Raw genomic sequence first — 17,103 nt, 5'->3', positions numbered from 1 at the left:
TCTAGGCTTGCAGGGTGACGGACTCCGCAAAGCCTACCCTCCTCGTCGTCGACGGCCATTCGCTGGCATACCGGGCCTTCTACGCGCTGCCGGTCGACAACTTCTCGACCAAAGACGGTCAGCACACCAACGGCATCTACGGCTTCCTGTCGATGCTGGTGAACCTCATCAAGGCCGAGCGTCCGACGCACCTCGCCGTGGCCTTCGACACCTCGCGACAGTCGTTCCGCACCCGTGAGTACCCCGAGTACAAGGCGAATCGTTCGGAGACGCCGGCGGAGTTCAAGGGGCAGATCCCGCTCCTGCAGGAGTGTCTCGCCGCCATGAGCATCCCGGTGCTCCAGCAGGAGGACATCGAGGCCGACGACATCCTCGCCACCCTTGCCGCCGAGGGCGCCGCGGCCGGGTTCCATGTCCTCGTGTGCTCGGGTGACCGCGACACCATTCAGTTGGTCAACGACGACGTGACCCTGCTTTACCCGAACGTGCAGGGCGTCTCCCAGCTGAAGCGCTACGACCGCGAGGCCGTCATCGAGCGGTACGGCGTCCCGCCCGAGCAGTACCCGGACATCGCAGCCCTCGTCGGCGAGACGAGCGACAACCTCCCCGGTGTGCCGAAGGTGGGGGAGAAGACGGCGGTGAAGTGGCTCACCCAGTTCGGCTCGCTCGACGCGCTCCTCGACGGCGCCGACACCATCAAGGGCGTCGTCGGCGGTAACCTGCGCGAGCACCTCGACGACGTGCGCCGCAACCGGATGCTGAACCGTCTCATGCGCGACGTCGAGCTTCCCGTGACTCCCGCCGACCTCGCCGTCCAGCCGATGGACGCCCAGGCGGTGCGCGACATCTTCGCGCGGTTGGAGTTCCGCACCCTCCTCCCGCGGGTGTTCGAGGTCGCGGGCCTCGACCCGTCGGTGGGAGCGCCCCCGGCTGCCGACGCGGAGCCCCTCCCGGCGTCGCCCACTGTGAATGCCGGCGCGGTGACGGAGTGGCTCGCCGCCGCCGAAGGCGTCATCGGTGTGACGGTGGTCGTCCAAGGCGGTCTGCCGCACCGCATCGGCTTGGCCACAACGTCCGCCGCCGTCGAGGCGGACTGGTCCGACGATCTCGCCGACGGTCTCCGCGACTGGTTCGCGAGCGAGACCCCGAAGGCGTTCAGCGACGCCAAGACGCAGATCAAGGCGCTGCGCCGCGCCGGGATCACGGTGACGAACCTGGCGTTCGACACCGTCATCGCCGGATGGCTCCTCCGCCCGAGCCTCCCCGACAAGACCCTCGCCGACCTCGTCGACCGCTACCTCGACGAGAAGCTCCCCGAAGCCGACCCGTCGCAACTGGTGCCGGAGAACGAGGGGGCGACTCCCGGTCAGCTGTCCTGGTTCACGCTGCGGGTCGCCGATGCCCTCCGCGCCGAGCTGCCGGCATCCGTGGCCTCGGTGCTGACCGACATCGAGCTGCCGACCCTCTCGACCCTCGCCGACATGGAGCTCGCGGGTGTGGCGGTGTCGCACGAGAAGCTCTCCGGCTTCTCCGCGGAGCTCGCCGCGCGCGCCGACGGCATCGCCCAGCAGGCCTACGCGGCCATCGGGCGCGAAGTGAATCTCGGTTCGCCGAAGCAGCTGCAGGAAGTGCTCTTCGACGAGCTCGAGCTTCCGAAGACCCGGAAGACCAAGACCGGCTACTCCACGGACGCGGCGGTCCTCGCCGATCTGCAGGAATCCCACCCGCACCCCTTCCTCAGCCTCCTCCTGCAGCACCGGGAGGCGACGAAGCTCCGCCAGATCATCGAGTCCCTCGACGGCGCCATCGCCGCCGACGGTCGCATCCACACCACCTACGTCCAGACCGGGAGTCAAACCGGCCGTCTGAGTTCCACCGATCCCAACCTGCAGAACATCCCCATCCGCACCGAGGAGAGTCGACGCATCCGCGCCGCGTTCGAGGTCGGCGACGGGTACGAGACGCTGCTGACCGCGGACTACTCGCAGATCGAGATGCGCATCATGGCGCACCTGTCGGAGGACCCGGGCCTCATCGAGGCGTTCCGGTCGGGCGAAGACCTGCATCGATTCGTCGGTGCCCGCGTGTTCGCGGTCGCTCCGGAAGAAGTGACCCCTGCGATGCGCACCAAGGTCAAGGCCATGTCCTACGGTCTGGTCTACGGCCTGTCGGCGTTCGGGTTGTCCAAGCAGCTGCGCATCGAGCAGTCGGAGGCGAAACAGCTGATGATGGAGTACTTCGCGCGCTTCGGTGCGGTGCGCGACTACCTCCGGTCCTCGGTGGAGCAGGCCCGGATCGACGGTTACACGGAGACGATCTTCGGTCGTCGCCGGCCGTTCCCCGATCTCGCGAGCCCGAACCGCGTCCTTCGCGAGAACGCGGAGCGCGCCGCGCTGAACGCCCCGATCCAGGGGAGTGCCGCCGACATCATGAAGATTGCGCTGTTCCGCATCCACGAGGAGCTGATGAGCCAGGGCCTCGGTTCGCGCGTGCTTCTGCAGATCCACGACGAACTCGTCGTCGAGGTCGCCGCGGGGGAGTGGGATCGGGTCGAGGAGATCGTGCGGGTCCGGATGGCGGATGCTGCGGACCTCACGGTTCCGCTGGACGTCCAGATCGGGCGCGGCGGGGACTGGGACACCGCCGGGCACTGAGTCGGGAACGTCCGCGCGGCGTGGGCGGCTGGCGCGGTCGCACGCGCCTGCCTAGGCTCGAATCCATGACTGAGAACTCCCGGACGCCCACGCCGATCGACACGATCGCCGACGCGTGGGTCGACACCATCGCCGAGCTGGAACCGACCGTCGCGACCTACATCGGTCGCTTCGAGCACAACGGCCGTTACGGCGACTACAGCCCCGAGGGGCACGAGCGGGTCGTGGCCGCCGCGCGGTCCACGCTCGCGGAACTCACCGCTGCGGAGCCCGTCGACGACATCGACCGCGTGACGAAGGCCGACCTCTCGCGCGAGCTCGAGCTCGATCTGGAGCTCGCCGACGCCCAGTGGCATCTGCGCGACCTCAATGTCATCGCCTCGCCCGCGCAGGACATCCGTGCCGTCTTCGATCTGATGCCCACCGACACCCCCGAGGACTGGTCGGTCATCTCGGAGCGGCTGGGCGCGCTCCCCGTCGCGATCGAGGGATACGTCGCGACGCTCCGCGAAGGTGCGGCGCGCGGCGTGGTTCCGGCGCGACGACAGGTCGTCGAGGTCGCGGCCCAGATCGCGCGCTACACCGACGACTCCGGCTTCTTCGCCGAGTTCACGGCGGAGGCTGCGCCGGCGGAAGGGCAGCTCCCCGCATCCCTCGCGCGCGATCTCGCCGATCGCGCGGGCGCCGCGCGGGTCGCCTACGACACGCTCGCCGCGTACCTCACCTCGGAACTCGCTCCCGTCGCCGAGGAGAAGGACGCCGTCGGACGCGACCTCTACGCCCTCCACTCCCGCCGGTTCCTCGGGGCGGAGATCGATCTCGACGAGACCTACGAGTGGGGTGTCGAGGAGCTCGCGCGCATGGTCGCGGAGCAGGAAGCGATCGCGAACGAGATCCTGCCCGGGGCGAGCGTCGAGGAGGCGGTGGCCTTCCTCGAGAAGGACGACGCGCGCAAGCTCCACGGCACGGCGCAGCTGCAGGAATGGATGCAGCGGGTCAGCGATCGCGCGGTCGAGGAGCTGGGGCGGACCCACTTCGACATCGCCGATCCGATCCGCAAGCTCGAATGCATGATCGCCCCGACCAAGGAAGGCGGCATCTACTACACCGGACCGACCGACGATTTCTCGCGACCGGGACGCATGTGGTGGTCGGTTCCGGAGGGGGTCGAGGAGTTCGACACCTGGCGGGAACTGACGACGGTGTACCACGAGGGCGTTCCGGGGCATCACCTGCAGATCGCGCAGGCGGTGTACAACCGCGGCCAGTTGAACTCCTGGCGCCGGCTTCTTGCCGGAACATCCGGCCATGCCGAGGGGTGGGCTCTGTACGCCGAACGCCTGATGGAGCAGCTGGGCTACCTGGATGACCCCGCCGACCGCCTGGGCATGCTCGATGGGCAGCGCATGCGTGCCGCGCGCGTCGCGCTCGACATCGGCGTCCACCTCGAGAAGCAGCGTCCGGACGGTGCCGCCGCCTGGGATGCGCCGTTCGCGCTGGAGTTCATGAGCCAGAACGTGAACATGCCTGCCGAGTTCGTGCGCTTCGAGGTCAACCGCTACCTCGGCTGGCCCGGGCAGGCGCCGTCCTACAAGGTGGGGCAGCGCATCTGGGAGCAGCTGCGCGACGATGTCGCCGAGCGCGAGGGCGCGGCCTTCTCGATCAAGGACTTCCACAAGCGCGCGCTCGACGTCGGTGGTGTCGGTCTGGACACTCTCCGTGAGGCGCTCGCCCGCTGATCGGCGCACCGGCGACGCAGCGGTGACGACGGTGGCGCCTCCGAGGGAATAGGCTGAACCCGCACACGTTCTATTCGTGCGAATAGAAAGGACGATCCATGATCGAGTTCGGACTGCACACCTTCGGGGACGTCACCGTCGATTCCGACGGCGAGCTGCTCTCTCACGCGCAGACGCTGCGCAATGTCGTCGACCAGGCGGCCCTCGCCGATGAGCTGGGGATCGCCTTCTTCGGCGTGGGGGAGCATCACCGCACCGAGTACGCGGTGTCGAGCCCGGAGATCGTGCTCGCCGCGATCGCATCGCGCACGAAGAACATCCGTCTGGGCACCGCCGTCACGGTGCTCTCCTCCGATGACCCGGTGCGTGTCTTCCAGCGCTTCGCGACGCTGGATGCGCTGTCGAACGGACGCTCCGAGCCGATCCTCGGACGCGGTTCCTTCACGGAATCCTTCCCGCTCTTCGGCTACGAGTTGAAGGACTACGACGTCCTCTTCGAAGAGAAGCTGGACCTCCTCGCGGCACTGTTGAAGGAAGAGCCCGTCACCTGGCAGGGGACCACACGGCGGCCGCTTCAGGGCACCGAGGTCTTTCCCAAGACGGAGAACGGGATGCCGGCCTGGATCGGCGTCGGCGGCTCCCCGGAGTCCGTCGTCCGCACCGCCCGATACGGGTTCGGGCTCATGCTCGCGATCATCGGCGGCCCGTCCGCCCGCTTCGCGCCCTACGCCGACCTGTTCCGTCGTTCGCTCGCCCAGTTCGGCCATGACGCGCGGCCGATCGGCGTGCACTCCCCGGGGCACATCGCCGACACGGACGAGCAGGCGTGGGAGGAGGCCTACCCCGCGTTCGACGTGATGTTCACCACGATCGGTCGCGAACGCGGGTGGCCTCCGTACAACCGTCTGCGTTTCCAGCAGGACGTGGGCGAGGGCGCCATCTACTCCGGCTCGCCGGAGCGCGTCGCGCGCAAGATCGCCGATACGGTGCTCGCGCTCGGACTGGATCGCTTCGACTTGAAGTACTCCAACGGAACGCTTCCGCACGAGAAGCTCATGCGCTCCATCGAGCTGTTCGGAACCGAGGTGATCCCCCGTGTTCGCGAGCTGGTCGCCGAGGCCCGGGAGCGCGACGCGGTGCCGATCGCGCTCTAACATGAGCCAGTGAGCACCGACACCCCGAGCGCCTCTGACACGTCGGCCCGGATGGACGCGCTGCCGTTCACCCGCCGTCACCTCCGGGTTCTGACGGGGTCCGGGATCGGCTGGGCCCTCGACGCGATGGATGTCGGGCTCATCTCGTTCATCATCGCGGCGCTGGCCGTGCAGTGGCAGTTGGAGCCGTCTCAGACCGCGTGGATCGCTTCGATCGGATTCGTCGGCATGGCGATCGGCGCCACCCTCGGCGGGCTGCTCGCCGACCGGTTCGGGCGCCGCCAGATCTTCGCGCTCACTCTTCTCGTCTACGGGATCGCCACGGGTGCGAGTGCGCTCGTCACGGGCCTTGCGGCCCTGCTCGTGTTCCGCTTCCTGGTGGGGCTCGGGTTGGGGGCGGAACTCCCGGTCGCATCGACCTATGTCTCGGAGTTCGCGCCCGCTAGAATCCGCGGTCGCGTCATCGTGATCCTGGAGGCGTTCTGGGCGGTCGGCTGGACGGCCGCCGCCGTCATCGGATTCCTCGTGATCCCGGCATCCGACGACGGCTGGAGATGGGCGTTCGCCATCGGCGCCATCCCCGCCGCCTACGCCCTCGCCGTGCGATGGGGGCTGCCGGAGTCGCCGCGATGGCTCGCGCGCCGTGGGCGTCACGACGATGCCGATCGCGTGGTGCGCAGTTTCGAGGATGCGGCGCGGCGCATCCGTGCCACCGGGGGTCGTACCCGTTCCGCGACGGGTCGCGTCGTCGAGCGCACGAGCGAGAACGCGCACCCGGATGCTGGAAGTGGCGTGTCCGGGTTGTGGCGCCGGGAGTTCCGTGCCCGCACGGCGAGCCTGTGGATCGTGTGGTTCTGCGTGAACTTCTCCTACTACGGTGCCTTCATCTGGATTCCGTCGATCCTGGTGTCGCACGGGTACGATCTGGTGCGCTCGTTCGGGTTCACCCTCGTGATCACGCTCGCGCAGCTGCCGGGCTACGCCGTCGCGGCGTGGCTCGTGGAGGTGTGGGGCCGGCGCGCGACGCTGTCCGTGTTCCTCGTCGGGTCCGCGGCATCCGCTCTCGTCTTCGGCACGGCCGACAGCGTCGCGATGATCATCGGCGCGGGAATGGCCCTGTCGTTCTTCAACCTCGGGGCGTGGGGAGCGCTGTACGCCGTGACACCGGAGATGTATCCGACCTCCCTCCGCGCGACAGGCGCCGGTTGGGCGGCCGGGGTCGGCCGGATGGCCTCGATCATCGCGCCCCTCACGGTTCCGCCGCTGCTCGCCGGAGGAGGCGCGCCGTTGCTGTTCGTCGTGTTCGGGGCCTTCTTCGCCGTCGCGGCGATCGCCGCGTGGGGACTGGTGGATCGTCGCGGCGCGAGTCTCGACGATCGCTGAGCGGTCGTAGGCTGTCGGGATGTCTTCTGTGCGCTTCGTGGCGATCGGCGACTCCTTCACCGAGGGGTTGGGTGACGAACTGCCGGACGGTACTGTGCGCGGGTGGGCCGATCTCGTCGCCGAGGGCTGGGCGAACGCCTCCGATGCGCCGGTCGAGTATGCCAATCTCGCCATTCGCGGGAAGCTCGTCTGGCCGATCGTGGACGAGCAGCTCGAGCCCGCGCTGGCACTGAAGCCCACACACCTGTCGTTCAACGGCGGCGGCAACGACATGCTGCGCCCCCGCACGAGCATCGCGGCGATCGTCGAGGCTTTCGACCGCGTGCGTCTGCGTTGCGCACAGGAGGGAGTGCAGCTCATCCTGCTGTCGGGTGCGAATCCCTCGGGGCAGTTGCCTCTCGGCCGGCTGGTGCGACAGCGCGGTGACGTTCTCTCTGCCGCCGTGGTCGAACGGTTCTCGGCGCACCCCGATGTGCTCCGCGCGCTCAACTGGCCGGATCGCGAGCTGGCCACGCCGCCCTACTGGTCGGAGGACCGTCTGCACATGAATGCCCGGGGGCACCATCGTGTGGCCGCGCGGGTGCTCTCGACACTGGGATTCGAGCCGCCGGCAGCGTGGTGGTCGCTTCCGGAGCTCGCTCCGACCGGCGCGCGGGGCGCGGCATATTACCGGGAGCATGTGGCCCCGTGGGTGCGTCGGCGGCTCGCCCGCACGTCGTCCGGAGACGGGCGGATGCCGAAGTTCGCCGAGTGGGTGACGGTCGCGCCGAGCTCCGACGCCTGATCCACAAATGCGGGCCGCTGTCAAGGCCTCCCAGTGAACACGCGGGAAGCGCCACACTCGTGGAGGGACGACATCCGTCTCGTACAGGGGAGGGCGCACGTCCCGGCCCCGGAAAGGAACCTCGCATGAGCATCGGAGCGGGAATCTTCCTCTTCGCCGTCGGCGCCATCCTCGCCTTCGCCGTCAACGTCGATGTCCAGTGGGTCAACCTGGACATGATCGGCTACATCCTCATGATCGCGGGCGCGGTCATCTTCGTCATCGGTCTCGTCCTGATGATGCGTCGCCGGTCGGTCGACTCCGTCACCCGCACGACCGATTCCGCCGGGGGAGAGCGTGTCACGCGCCGCTCCACCAGCGCCAGCGACGACGCCGCGGGTCTCTGACCCCGCACCGTCGACTGTACGAAACCCTCGTGAGCACTGCTCTCACGGGGGTTTCGTCGTTCCGCGGCGGCGGGAGGGCTGATGGGGCTCAGCGTCGTTTCGGCCGAGGATCATCCCACCCGATGTGCACGCGTGTGCGGCGCCGCTCGATGACGATGAACGTGGCGCCGATCGCCCACAGAGGGAACTGGGTGAGGAAGGCGAGTCGGAAGGCGTCGAGCGTGTAGGTGTCCGGAGTTCCCGCGCCCTGCAGGTCGAGTGCGAGACCGATCGCGAAGATCGCGATGAGCGCGGCGAGGAAGCCTCCCACATTCGTGATGCCGGTCGCCGTGCTGAGGCGATGAGCCGGATTGTGGGTGCGCGCGTGATCGAACGCGATCATCGACGCCGGGCCGCCCATCGCGAGGGCGAACGCGAGGGCATAGAGGCTCCAGATCGGCGCAGGTCCCGGCCATGCGATCACCACACTCCACACCAATGCCTGGATGCCGACGGCGGGGAGCACGAGCGCGCGTGAGCGAAGATGCGGAATGCGTCGGGAGAGGTCGCCGACCAGCGGGCCAATCGACATTCCGATCACGACATACAACGACAGGAGCGACGCCGCCTGCGCGGGGGAGAGCCCTTCGCCGGCGGTGAGGAACGGCATTCCCCAGAGGAGGACGAACGCGGTGCCGGCGAACGGCGTGGTGAAGTGCGACCAGAACGCAAGCCGGGTGCCGGGATGCGCCCAGGCCGCACGGATGCCGACCCCGGTGTCGACCGACGAGCGAACGATCTTGATCGCCCCGGTCTCGGTGTTCACCGAGACGTCCGCGGCGCGATCCGGCGGGTGGTTGCGGATGAGCAGGGCGACGAGGATCGCGAACAGCACGCAGAGGCCGGCGATCGAGCCGAAGGCGATCTCCCAACTCGTGGCGTGCAGGAGAGCCGCCAGCGGTGCGATCGCGAGGAGTTGCCCCGCCTGGCCCACGAGCCCGGTGAGCTGACTCATGACCGGCGCGCGTTGGGCGGGGAACCAGGTGGCGACGAGGCGGAGGACGCTCGGGAACACGGCGGCGTCGCCGGCGCCGAGGAGTGCACGGGCGAGAATCGCCACCCCGACGCTGGGGGAGAGGGCCAGGGTGAGCTGTCCCACCGCCATCAGGATCATCCCGGCCGTCATGATCGGCCGCGCCCCGTAGCGATCGAGAAGAAGCCCCACCGGGATCTGCATCCCGCCGTAGACCGCGAGTTGGATCACGGCGAACATCGACAGGGTCGCGGCATCCGCGGTGAAGCGCTCCGCCGCGTCCACACCGACGGCGGACAGGGAGCTGCGGTTGATGACGGCGAGCATGTACGCCGCCACCCCGACACCCCAGATCAGCCAAGCGCGCCATCCCGGGCCGTCCGCGCGGGGGAGGGCAGCGCGGAAGGACACGGTGTCTACGCTACTCCGCCGCGCACACCAGTCCCGTCCGCCGGTCGGGGTTGCAGCGTCAGGTTGCGGGCAGCGCGCGGCGTCCGGTCCGCCCGCGGAAAGCGACCAGCGCGCCGATTCCCGCGAACGTGAGCGCGGACAGGGTGCTGACGCCGATGAGGATCCACCCGGCGGGTGCGGCATCCGCTCCGCCGATGAGGAACGTGTCCGCGAGCGCCATCCCCGGGCCGAAGGAGGCGAGGAAGTACGCCCCCGCGCCTGCGGCGAGGAGTCCGAGATAGCCGAGCGTCGTCGCGGTCGGTGTCGCATCGGGACGCCGGGCGGCGATCAGCAGGAACGCCGCGATGAGGGGTCCTACGAGGAGGAACCCGATCACCCCCGGGGCGAAGACACCCTCGCCGGCGGCGGACATCGCCTCGTGGATCTCCGTCAGCGAGAGGCCCGGTGCAGCCGCCAGAGGGTTCCACACCAGGATCTGCAGCATCGCCACCGCGGCGTAGATCATCACGGCGATCGTTCCCAGGATCGCCAGCATGCCCGTGCGTGGTCGCTGTCGCGTCATGCCTTCACCCTAGAGCGGATGCCGTGCGTCCGCCGCGGGATGGGATCGGCGGCTTACTTCTTGCCGACCCGCTGCTGGGCCATCTTCCGGACGACATCGAGCGCGCCCGGAACGAAATCGCCCCACGCGTCGCCGACCTTCGCCAGATCGAGCTTGCCGGTGTGCACCTGCTCGCACAGGCGCATCCATCCCTCGCCCATCGCCACCGTCAACGCCGCGGCGACACTGGCGTTCACCGCGTTCCCCGCGCCGGGGATCAGCTTCAGGACGCTCCGCGCGAGAGCCTGGCCGGTGATCTGGACTCCCAGTTGAGCGAGCGCGCCCGCGGACATCATCGTCTTCAGCTCGAGGTCGTAGATCGCTGCGATGCGCCCCATCATCCCGAGTTGGATCGGCGCCAGGGCCAGCGCATCGCCGACGGGAATCGGCGTCGCCGCGACTCCGGCGGCGAGTCCTGCGGCGCCGTTGATGATCGGGCGCGCCATCTCGCGCTTCCAGGGGAGGTTGAGTCGCTGCGCGATGCGAAACGCGTCCTGAACGTCAGCGGGCGACAGCGCGAGGGTCTCCGCGACGAGATCACCGAGCCCGTGGCCCGTGCCCTTTCCATCTCTCTCGCGCGTGGAGGTGGGCATGACCCCGGCGAACGGGATGGTGATCGGCTGGCCGTTCTCGTCGACGGGCTCCTCGAGCCAGGAGATGAACTCCCGTGTTCCCTTCGTGGGGCGTCGGCTTCCCGTGAGGGCGTTCCGCTCCCAGTCGACTTTGGTCAGCACAAGGATGACGGGAAGTCCGCGCGCGTCGAGCTCCTGGATCATCTCGATGTCGGCGCGCGTGAGGCGATCGTCGTTCGCCTTCACGCAGTACCAGACCACGGCGATCTGCTCGTTGCGCGGGTGCTGCTCGATGGTCTTCAGATGGTCGCGGAGCTGCTCTCGCGGCGGCACGGCCGACCCGATCTCGAAACCCTCGATGTCCCAGATGCCGAGCGAGTCGTCGTGGTAGTAGCGGACGCCCTTCGTCACGGGAAGGCCTTTCCCGACCGCAGCCCAATCGCGTTGGAAGACCGCGTTCACCAGGGAGGACTTGCCGACGCCCGTGCCGCCGATGACCGCGAGGTTGAATCGCCCGTAGCGGGACTTCGCCTCCGAGGTCGCTTCGAGGAACGGGCGCTGGTCGATCTCGCGCTTCTGCCGGGAGGGGTCGGCTGACATGGGGCGGTGAACGTCCTTCCGCGAGCGTCGTGCTCGCTGTCCACACGATACGCGCCCATCGGGGGAGTGGTCCCCAGCGACGTATCCCCTCGCGCGTTCGGCGACTCCTGTGAGGCGAGGAGGAACGGATGCCGATCCTGCAGAGCATCGCCGCAGCAGTCGTCCCGGCGGTGCCGGAGAAGCCGCGTGCCGATCCGGGTCTCGTCGCATCGGCATCCGGTTCTGGCTTCGCCGATATCTTCCCGCGGAGATCGCGGGAACCGCCGCCTTGGTCCTGGCCGGTCTCACCGTCACGGAGACCAGCGCGCACCCCGTCGTGGTCCGGCGGTGGCCGCGGTCGGTGAGAACCTCGGCTTCTACGGAGTCCTGGCGGTGGTGGTCCTCGTCGAGCAGCGTCGGCGCGGCCGAAAGGGAGCGCGCGCGATCGCCGCCATCGTCGTGCTGCTCGCCGCGGAGTTCGGCGCCGCCGAGCTGCTGGACAGTCTGCTCGTGCGGCCCGGAGCGATCGCTGTCGCGCTGTGGCTCGTGCCGGAGCCGCTCTGGGCGCTGCTGGTGGGTAAGGTCGCCGCCGATCTCGTGTTCTACGCGATCGCGGCCGTCGGCTACATCATGACCACGAAGACTCATCTGCGCCGTCCCGTCGACGATCGAGGCAGTGGAGAGGGCCCTGCTCGGTCTCAGGCGAAAGCGCTCCCGTGACACACGCACCTTTCGGGTAGGGCGGTGGGTGGGGGCGTGGTGTGCGACCGCCTGTCGCACACTGCTGGGGAACCGCGTTACCTGTTTCCTCATTAACGACGGGGGAGGGGTGGCCTACCCGACGCGAGGATTGTCCAAAGACTTCGGTGGCCCACAAGACGCCCCTCTGCGCGAATCCTCAACGGGCCGGTCTTACGAGAATTGGGATCGGCGCAAGCCCACCCACGCTGTCGCGTGTTTGATCATCAGGGCGGGTTGCAGTGGAGGACCGGTATGCGGGCGCAGTCTTTTCTGGTTCGCGTAGCTAATCAAACGGGCCTATCCGCGCCTAGTCATATGCTCGGTCCCATGACCCGCCGGGATCAGCAGCCGCGACGTGAGGAGAAGCGCGCGCGTCTTCAGGCGGAGAGAGTCATGTCAGGCCAGGTGGGCGCTTACACGCCGCCGCCGCGCACGTCCTGCCGGCAGAAGAGTTGGTATCAGGCGATGGACGACGCTGACACCATCGGCTTGCGCGACTCAAGCTGTCAGTGTGGGCGTCTACACCGACCTGATCACGCCGTCTCGTGCACAGGTGGGGTTCGGTGGATCGGCTCGCCGCGGTAGTTCATGCGTGCGCCGTGCGACACTGCCAGGGTGCGTCGGGACGACTTTCGCCAACCTCCGGTCGTTGCACTGAGCCCGCGCGACGACGAAGTCGCCGCCGACCGCAGCCGCTGGCCTGACACGATTCCTGCGGTCGCGCAGCTGCTCGAGGAAGGGCTCGCCCTGGACCCTGGCGTCACGTTCCTCGTGGGCGAGAACGGCTCGGGCAAGTCCACCATCGTCGAGGCGGTAGCGATGGCCTACGGGTTCTCGGCGGAGGGTGGCTCGGCTTCCGCTCGCCACAGCACCCGACCCAGCGAGTCTGACCTGTCGGAGCGGCTGCGCCTGCAGCGCGGCGTCGGCGGCCCCAAATGGGGCTACTTCCTGCGGGCCGAGACGATGCACTCGTTCTACACGTACCTCGAGGAGAACCCCTCGGACCGTCCCGAGCCGATATTCCATGAGATGAGCCACGGCGAGTCCTTCCTCGCCATCCTCGACACGCGATTCGACTCTCCCGGCTTCTACTGCCTGGACGAGCCCGAAGCGGCCCTGTCGTTCGGGTCGACGCTCACCCTCATCGCTACGCTGCACCGCATCGCGTCCGACGGCGGCCAAGTGCTGTGTGCCACACACTCGCCGATCCTCGCGTCCCTTCCCGGTGCGAAGATCATCGAAGTCGGCGAGTGGGGCATGCGGCCGTCGCGCTGGGAGGACCTGGAACTGGTCGCCCAATGGAGGTCGTACCTCGCGGCGCCGGAGCGATACCTCCGGCACCTGCTCGACTGAGCACGGCCGGGACGCCCCGTCAAGGGATCGCTCTGTGCAATCACTCGAGTCTCTCTTCGTGCAAATCTGTGGTCGTCATCGACCTGATCTGTTTCGCAAGCGCGGCGGGGTCAGCTGGATGCGTTGTATCGACCTCGATGAGCGGCCCGACCCGCAGTGGAGTAACTCGCTGACCCCACAGCTCGCTCTCCTCACGGAGGCTGTCCAGGTGCCGGGCATCGCGGATCCGAGCGGCGTACCGTGCTCGGACGGTGTCTCGGTCCGTAACGCAACGAATCTCCACGCGCAGACCTGGAAGTCGATCGACGAGTGGTCGCGTGTATTCGAACCATGTGCTGTCAATGACGGCGCCTGGACAGTTCCGAGCCATCCGCAATACGGCATGTACAGCCGCGACACCCAGTTGCCGAGATTCCTCGACCGTTCGCGGGGGGCCCAAGACGTCCATGAGCGATTCCTTGACCTCATCCTTGCTCAGGTACGGCACTTCCAGTTCCTTCGAAAGCGCCACGCTCAAGGTCGACTTGCCGGAAGCCGGCCAGCCGCCGACCAACACGAAAATCGATGACATGGACTACCTCCAGTAGCCATCCAACCTCTCCGCGCGTTGAGATCCCGAACCGTTCGCGTTGCGTCGCCGATTGACCCCAGCAAAGTCTGCCGGGTGGTCTGGTTGGCAGCCAGCTCAGGAGTCGTCCGTAGAGAAGCGGTAGCGGATCCGCATACGCCTCGCAGACCCGGAGGGAGTGGGGCTTCAGAATGGTGATCGCGCAACGAGCTGTTGCGCGAATGGCACGGCGTTTCAAGCGAGCTGGAAAGTCCGGGCTACGGTCCCGAGATGCGAGTCCAAGCCGTGGTGCCTTCCGCGTGTCGCGCTGCAGCGCTTGACGAGGGCACGATCGCCTCGCCCGCGCGACGGGTGTCGTCGCGAACTGCATGACGACAGCGAAGGCCTTCGCGGAGCCGCCATCCGATGGCCGCCAGGAAGAACACGGCAATCAGGATGATTCCAACGAGTTCCGCCATGACCACATGGTAGATCTCCGGCTGCACGAGCAAAGCGGTGTTCATCGAGAGTTCATCCCGTCGAGGACACTGTGCGAGCGACTTGCTTGGCCGTGCGCCGTTCAGGGATCCACCTACGGCCCATCGAGGTCGAGGAGAATACGGTTGGCGTCGGCCAGCTCACGCCGCATCTGCTCGATTGACCTCGGCGTGAAACGCTTGACTTGCAAGGTCAGGATCGCATCGGCCGCGAAGTCACTGACCTCGAATGCTGCGGCGACGGCTGACCTGGCGTCGGCGTCATCGCCCGCTATGTCGGCGCACACCTGCATGAGCCTTTCGGGGTCTTCGAGGGCTTTCATGTAAGCGCTGATGATCTCGATGCGCGCCATCAGGTTACGACGATCTTCGTCCATGAGGCCACCGTACTGAGCCGAAATGAACGGGCTGCCAGGTGCCGGCTATCGCCATGGCCTGCTTCGCAAGCGGATCGTTCAGCGCGACGGACACAGGCGCGCTCGAGCACCCCGGCGCGGGCAAGGATCGCTCGGCCCACCGATCGACCAAGCTGACGGTAGCTCACCCCGCGAAGAAAGGTGTTACCCGTTTCCGACGTAATTGCGAAGCTTGCAAATACGTCGTCCTCTACTGCTGACCCGGCGTAATCTACACCGGCGTATTTTCAAGCATCCGACGATGATCGTCCCTTGCTGCGAACGCACCTCGCTCCGCCCCGTCACCTATCAGGTCGCCAGTCAAGCGGCGCCTTAGCCCAGAGCGGGCTCGGCCCGAGACAGCACGTAACTTCGATGCACATATGTACAAGTGACCACTTGTGGTAGGTTGAACTCACCATGCAAGGAGGTTCTCGATGAGTGCAGAACTAGCGGCAGATCTTGACATGGCTTTGCGTGCACTGGCTGATGGCAACCGGCGAGCGATTCTGCGCGTGATTCGGTCTGATCCGCAGCCGGTTGGCGTGATTGCGGAGGAACTCGGCCTTTCGCAGCAGACGGCATCGCACCATCTCGGTGTGCTTCGCAATGCCCGACTTGCGGTCGGCACGCGGGATGGGGCGCGGCATCTGTTCGCGATCGACACGGATGGGTTGACGGCAGTGCGCTCATATCTGGATGAGTTCTGGCCGGGGAAACTCGCCGCGCTGAAGGCCGTGATCGAATCTAAGGAAGTTGACCAGCGTGGCTGAGTTTGGCGACTCTATCGAGATCGCCGCTGCACCGGAAGCGGTCTTCGAGTATCTGGTCACCAATGAGGGCATGACGGCCTGGATGGGACAGTACGCCGATCTCGATCCAACTCCTGGCGGGCAGTTCGCCGTCAACATTGCGGGCCACCCAGTCCGAGGGAAGTACCTGCGCGTCGAACGGCCGACTCGAGTCATGGTGTCGTGGGGTTTCGCCGGGAGTGAAGATCTCCCTGCAGGAGCCTCTACGGTCGATTTCCGCCTCACGCGAATTGCGAGCGGCACACGTGTGGACCTCCGCCACTCCGACCTGCCGGAGGCTGAGGTGCGCGGCCATGCTGACGGGTGGACAAACTTCCTTCCCCGTCTCGCCGCTGTCGGGGCTGGTGTCGAAGTCGGCCCCGATCACTGGCAACCGCTTTCGGAATGAACCAACGTGTCGTTGCTATCGAAAGATTAGAGAATTGGAGTAGCTCATGGCTCAGGACACCGCATATAACACCGTTCAGAAGTATCACCGGGCGTGGACGAGCGGTGATATCGACACCGCAATGAGGTACGTCTCAGACGACATCGTTTGTCGCGCCCCTGGCGTCGACCTGGATAGCAAAGATGCGTACCGCGATTTCATCGGTGGCTTTGCCCCGATGGTCACCGGGATCGAGGATATCGCCGAGTTCGTGGATGGAGACCGGGTAGCGCTGTTTTACTACCCGCAGACCGCTGCAACCGCGACGACTCCGGCAGCCGAGTACTTCACCGTTGCCGACGGGAAGATCATCAAGAGCGTGCTCATTTTCGATCGGCTCTCCTACGGACCGCCCCCGCAGGGCTGACTCGAGAGAAGATCGTGACTCCCGAGCAGGACTCGCTCGTCCAGCGGCTCCGCGCATTGCTCGCCGACGAGCGGGTAATGCGCGAGGTATCGATGTTCGGCGGAAGATCCGTGATGGTGAACGAGAAGATGATCGTTAGCGCGCTCAAAGACGGGAACCTCCTTGTAAGAGTAGACAGCGCTCAACACGACGAGCTCCTCGCGCAGCCAGGAGCGACACAGGCCGAGATGGGCCCGGGGCGCGACATGGGGCCAGGGTGGATCGAAGTCACATCCGCAACGATTGAGAACGAGGAGCAACTCTCAGCTTGGGTTCGAGTCGCGCTGCGGTATAACCGCGAGGTCACGGGCGTTCATTCATGAGCGAATTCCATGGGTTCCCGCCAGAGCTGTTCGACTTCTTCACCGACCTGGAGGTTGCGAACACGAAGTCTTTCTGGCGAGAGAACAAGAAGAGGTGGGAGCATGACGTCCGCAAACCGATGCGATCACTGCTTGCCGATCTCTCCAATGAGTTCGGACCGTTGCGCATGTTCCGGCCGAACCGCGACGTGCGATTTTCCGCTGACAAGTCTCCGTACAAACTCTGGACAGGCGCGACTAGCGAGTCGCGAGCAGTCGGCGGAATCGGCTATTACCTCGAGGTTTCCGCCACGCGCATCGTGACCGGTTATGGGGCTCTTCGGACAT

At 66.9% G+C, this 17,103-nt stretch carries 19 protein-coding genes; 13 read left to right on the top strand and 6 right to left on the bottom strand.

Features of this window, described 5'->3' with window-relative positions; all coding sequences use genetic code 11:
* Positions 1 to 14 precede the first annotated feature (14 nt).
* From polA to LTL01_RS13055, 6 genes are all read left to right on the top strand, one after another.
* Entirely contained in the window at positions 15 to 2,654 is a 2,640-nt protein-coding gene (polA, locus tag LTL01_RS13080) for a DNA polymerase I (RefSeq protein ID WP_236968882.1), read from the top strand.
* 65 nt (positions 2,655 to 2,719) lie between these two features.
* On the top strand, positions 2,720 to 4,393 hold the full coding sequence (locus LTL01_RS13075) for a DUF885 domain-containing protein (protein WP_236968881.1): 1,674 nt from the start codon (positions 2,720 to 2,722) through the stop codon (positions 4,391 to 4,393).
* Positions 4,394 to 4,491: 98 nt separating this feature from the next.
* Positions 4,492 to 5,547, top strand: coding sequence for an LLM class flavin-dependent oxidoreductase (locus LTL01_RS13070; RefSeq protein WP_236968880.1), 1,056 nt, complete (start codon positions 4,492 to 4,494; stop codon positions 5,545 to 5,547).
* A gap of 51 nt (positions 5,548 to 5,598) precedes the next feature.
* Positions 5,599 to 6,930: an MFS transporter gene (locus tag LTL01_RS13065; RefSeq protein ID WP_236968928.1), complete on the top strand. Its 1,332-nt coding sequence runs from the start codon at positions 5,599 to 5,601 to the stop codon at positions 6,928 to 6,930.
* A 19-nt stretch (positions 6,931 to 6,949) separates the two neighbouring features.
* Positions 6,950 to 7,714 (top strand): SGNH/GDSL hydrolase family protein, encoded by a 765-nt coding sequence (locus LTL01_RS13060; protein WP_236968879.1) that lies wholly within the window; start codon positions 6,950 to 6,952, stop codon positions 7,712 to 7,714.
* 125 nt (positions 7,715 to 7,839) lie between these two features.
* On the top strand, positions 7,840 to 8,100 hold the full coding sequence (locus tag LTL01_RS13055) for a DUF6458 family protein (RefSeq protein ID WP_053547465.1): 261 nt from the start codon (positions 7,840 to 7,842) through the stop codon (positions 8,098 to 8,100).
* 88 nt (positions 8,101 to 8,188) lie between these two features.
* Here the strand turns inward: LTL01_RS13055 and LTL01_RS13050 are convergent, their stop codons facing one another.
* Genes LTL01_RS13050 through LTL01_RS13040 form a run of 3 tightly spaced genes read right to left on the bottom strand, consistent with a single transcriptional unit; the run spans position 8,189 to position 11,296 of the window.
* Positions 8,189 to 9,523, bottom strand: coding sequence for an MFS transporter (locus LTL01_RS13050; RefSeq protein WP_372461350.1), 1,335 nt, complete (start codon positions 9,521 to 9,523; stop codon positions 8,189 to 8,191).
* A 58-nt stretch (positions 9,524 to 9,581) separates the two neighbouring features.
* A complete protein-coding gene (locus LTL01_RS13045; protein WP_236968878.1) occupies positions 9,582 to 10,085 on the bottom strand; it encodes a hypothetical protein in 504 nt (167 codons plus the stop codon).
* 53 nt (positions 10,086 to 10,138) lie between these two features.
* Complete coding sequence (locus tag LTL01_RS13040) at positions 10,139 to 11,296, bottom strand: GTPase family protein (RefSeq protein WP_236968877.1); 1,158 nt, start codon at positions 11,294 to 11,296, stop codon at positions 10,139 to 10,141.
* 327 nt (positions 11,297 to 11,623) lie between these two features.
* Here LTL01_RS13040 and LTL01_RS13035 point away from each other — a divergent pair, with 327 nt between their 5' ends.
* Positions 11,624 to 11,995, top strand: a complete 372-nt coding sequence (locus tag LTL01_RS13035; RefSeq protein ID WP_236968876.1) for a hypothetical protein — start codon at positions 11,624 to 11,626, stop codon at positions 11,993 to 11,995.
* A gap of 609 nt (positions 11,996 to 12,604) precedes the next feature.
* Positions 12,605 to 13,369 (top strand): AAA family ATPase, encoded by a 765-nt coding sequence (locus tag LTL01_RS13030; RefSeq protein ID WP_053547469.1) that lies wholly within the window; start codon positions 12,605 to 12,607, stop codon positions 13,367 to 13,369.
* 40 nt (positions 13,370 to 13,409) lie between these two features.
* Here LTL01_RS13030 and LTL01_RS14945 read toward each other — a convergent pair whose 3' ends face one another.
* From LTL01_RS14945 to LTL01_RS13015, 3 genes are all read right to left on the bottom strand, one after another.
* A complete protein-coding gene (locus LTL01_RS14945) occupies positions 13,410 to 13,940 on the bottom strand; it encodes a P-loop nucleotide/nucleoside kinase family protein (RefSeq protein ID WP_082334647.1) in 531 nt (176 codons plus the stop codon).
* Positions 13,941 to 14,194: 254 nt separating this feature from the next.
* On the bottom strand, positions 14,195 to 14,440 hold the full coding sequence (locus tag LTL01_RS13020; protein ID WP_053547470.1) for a hypothetical protein: 246 nt from the start codon (positions 14,438 to 14,440) through the stop codon (positions 14,195 to 14,197).
* A gap of 68 nt (positions 14,441 to 14,508) precedes the next feature.
* Positions 14,509 to 14,790 (bottom strand): hypothetical protein, encoded by a 282-nt coding sequence (locus LTL01_RS13015; RefSeq protein ID WP_236968874.1) that lies wholly within the window; start codon positions 14,788 to 14,790, stop codon positions 14,509 to 14,511.
* Positions 14,791 to 15,245: 455 nt separating this feature from the next.
* On the opposite strand from LTL01_RS13015, the gene LTL01_RS13010 reads away from it, so the two are divergent.
* The 5 genes from LTL01_RS13010 to LTL01_RS12990 form a co-directional block, all read left to right on the top strand.
* Positions 15,246 to 15,581, top strand: a complete 336-nt coding sequence (locus LTL01_RS13010) for an ArsR/SmtB family transcription factor (RefSeq protein ID WP_236968873.1) — start codon at positions 15,246 to 15,248, stop codon at positions 15,579 to 15,581.
* Complete coding sequence (locus LTL01_RS13005) at positions 15,574 to 16,008, top strand: SRPBCC family protein (protein ID WP_236968926.1); 435 nt, start codon at positions 15,574 to 15,576, stop codon at positions 16,006 to 16,008. The genes LTL01_RS13010 and LTL01_RS13005 overlap by 8 nt, the downstream gene beginning before the upstream one ends.
* Positions 16,009 to 16,054: 46 nt before the next feature.
* Positions 16,055 to 16,414, top strand: coding sequence for a nuclear transport factor 2 family protein (locus LTL01_RS13000; RefSeq protein ID WP_236968872.1), 360 nt, complete (start codon positions 16,055 to 16,057; stop codon positions 16,412 to 16,414).
* A gap of 14 nt (positions 16,415 to 16,428) precedes the next feature.
* Positions 16,429 to 16,776 (top strand): TfoX/Sxy family protein, encoded by a 348-nt coding sequence (locus tag LTL01_RS12995; protein WP_236968871.1) that lies wholly within the window; start codon positions 16,429 to 16,431, stop codon positions 16,774 to 16,776.
* A partial coding sequence (locus LTL01_RS12990; protein WP_236968870.1) for a DUF2461 family protein occupies positions 16,773 to 17,103 on the top strand: 331 nt, incomplete at its 3' end. The genes LTL01_RS12995 and LTL01_RS12990, both read left to right, overlap by 4 nt.

Origin of the sequence: Microbacterium aurantiacum (genome assembly GCF_021654035.1) — a bacterium.
Lineage (GTDB): Bacteria > Actinomycetota > Actinomycetes > Actinomycetales > Microbacteriaceae > Microbacterium > Microbacterium aurantiacum.
Note: the sequence above shows the minus strand (reverse complement) of the source record. Positions and strands in the feature narration are given on the sequence as shown.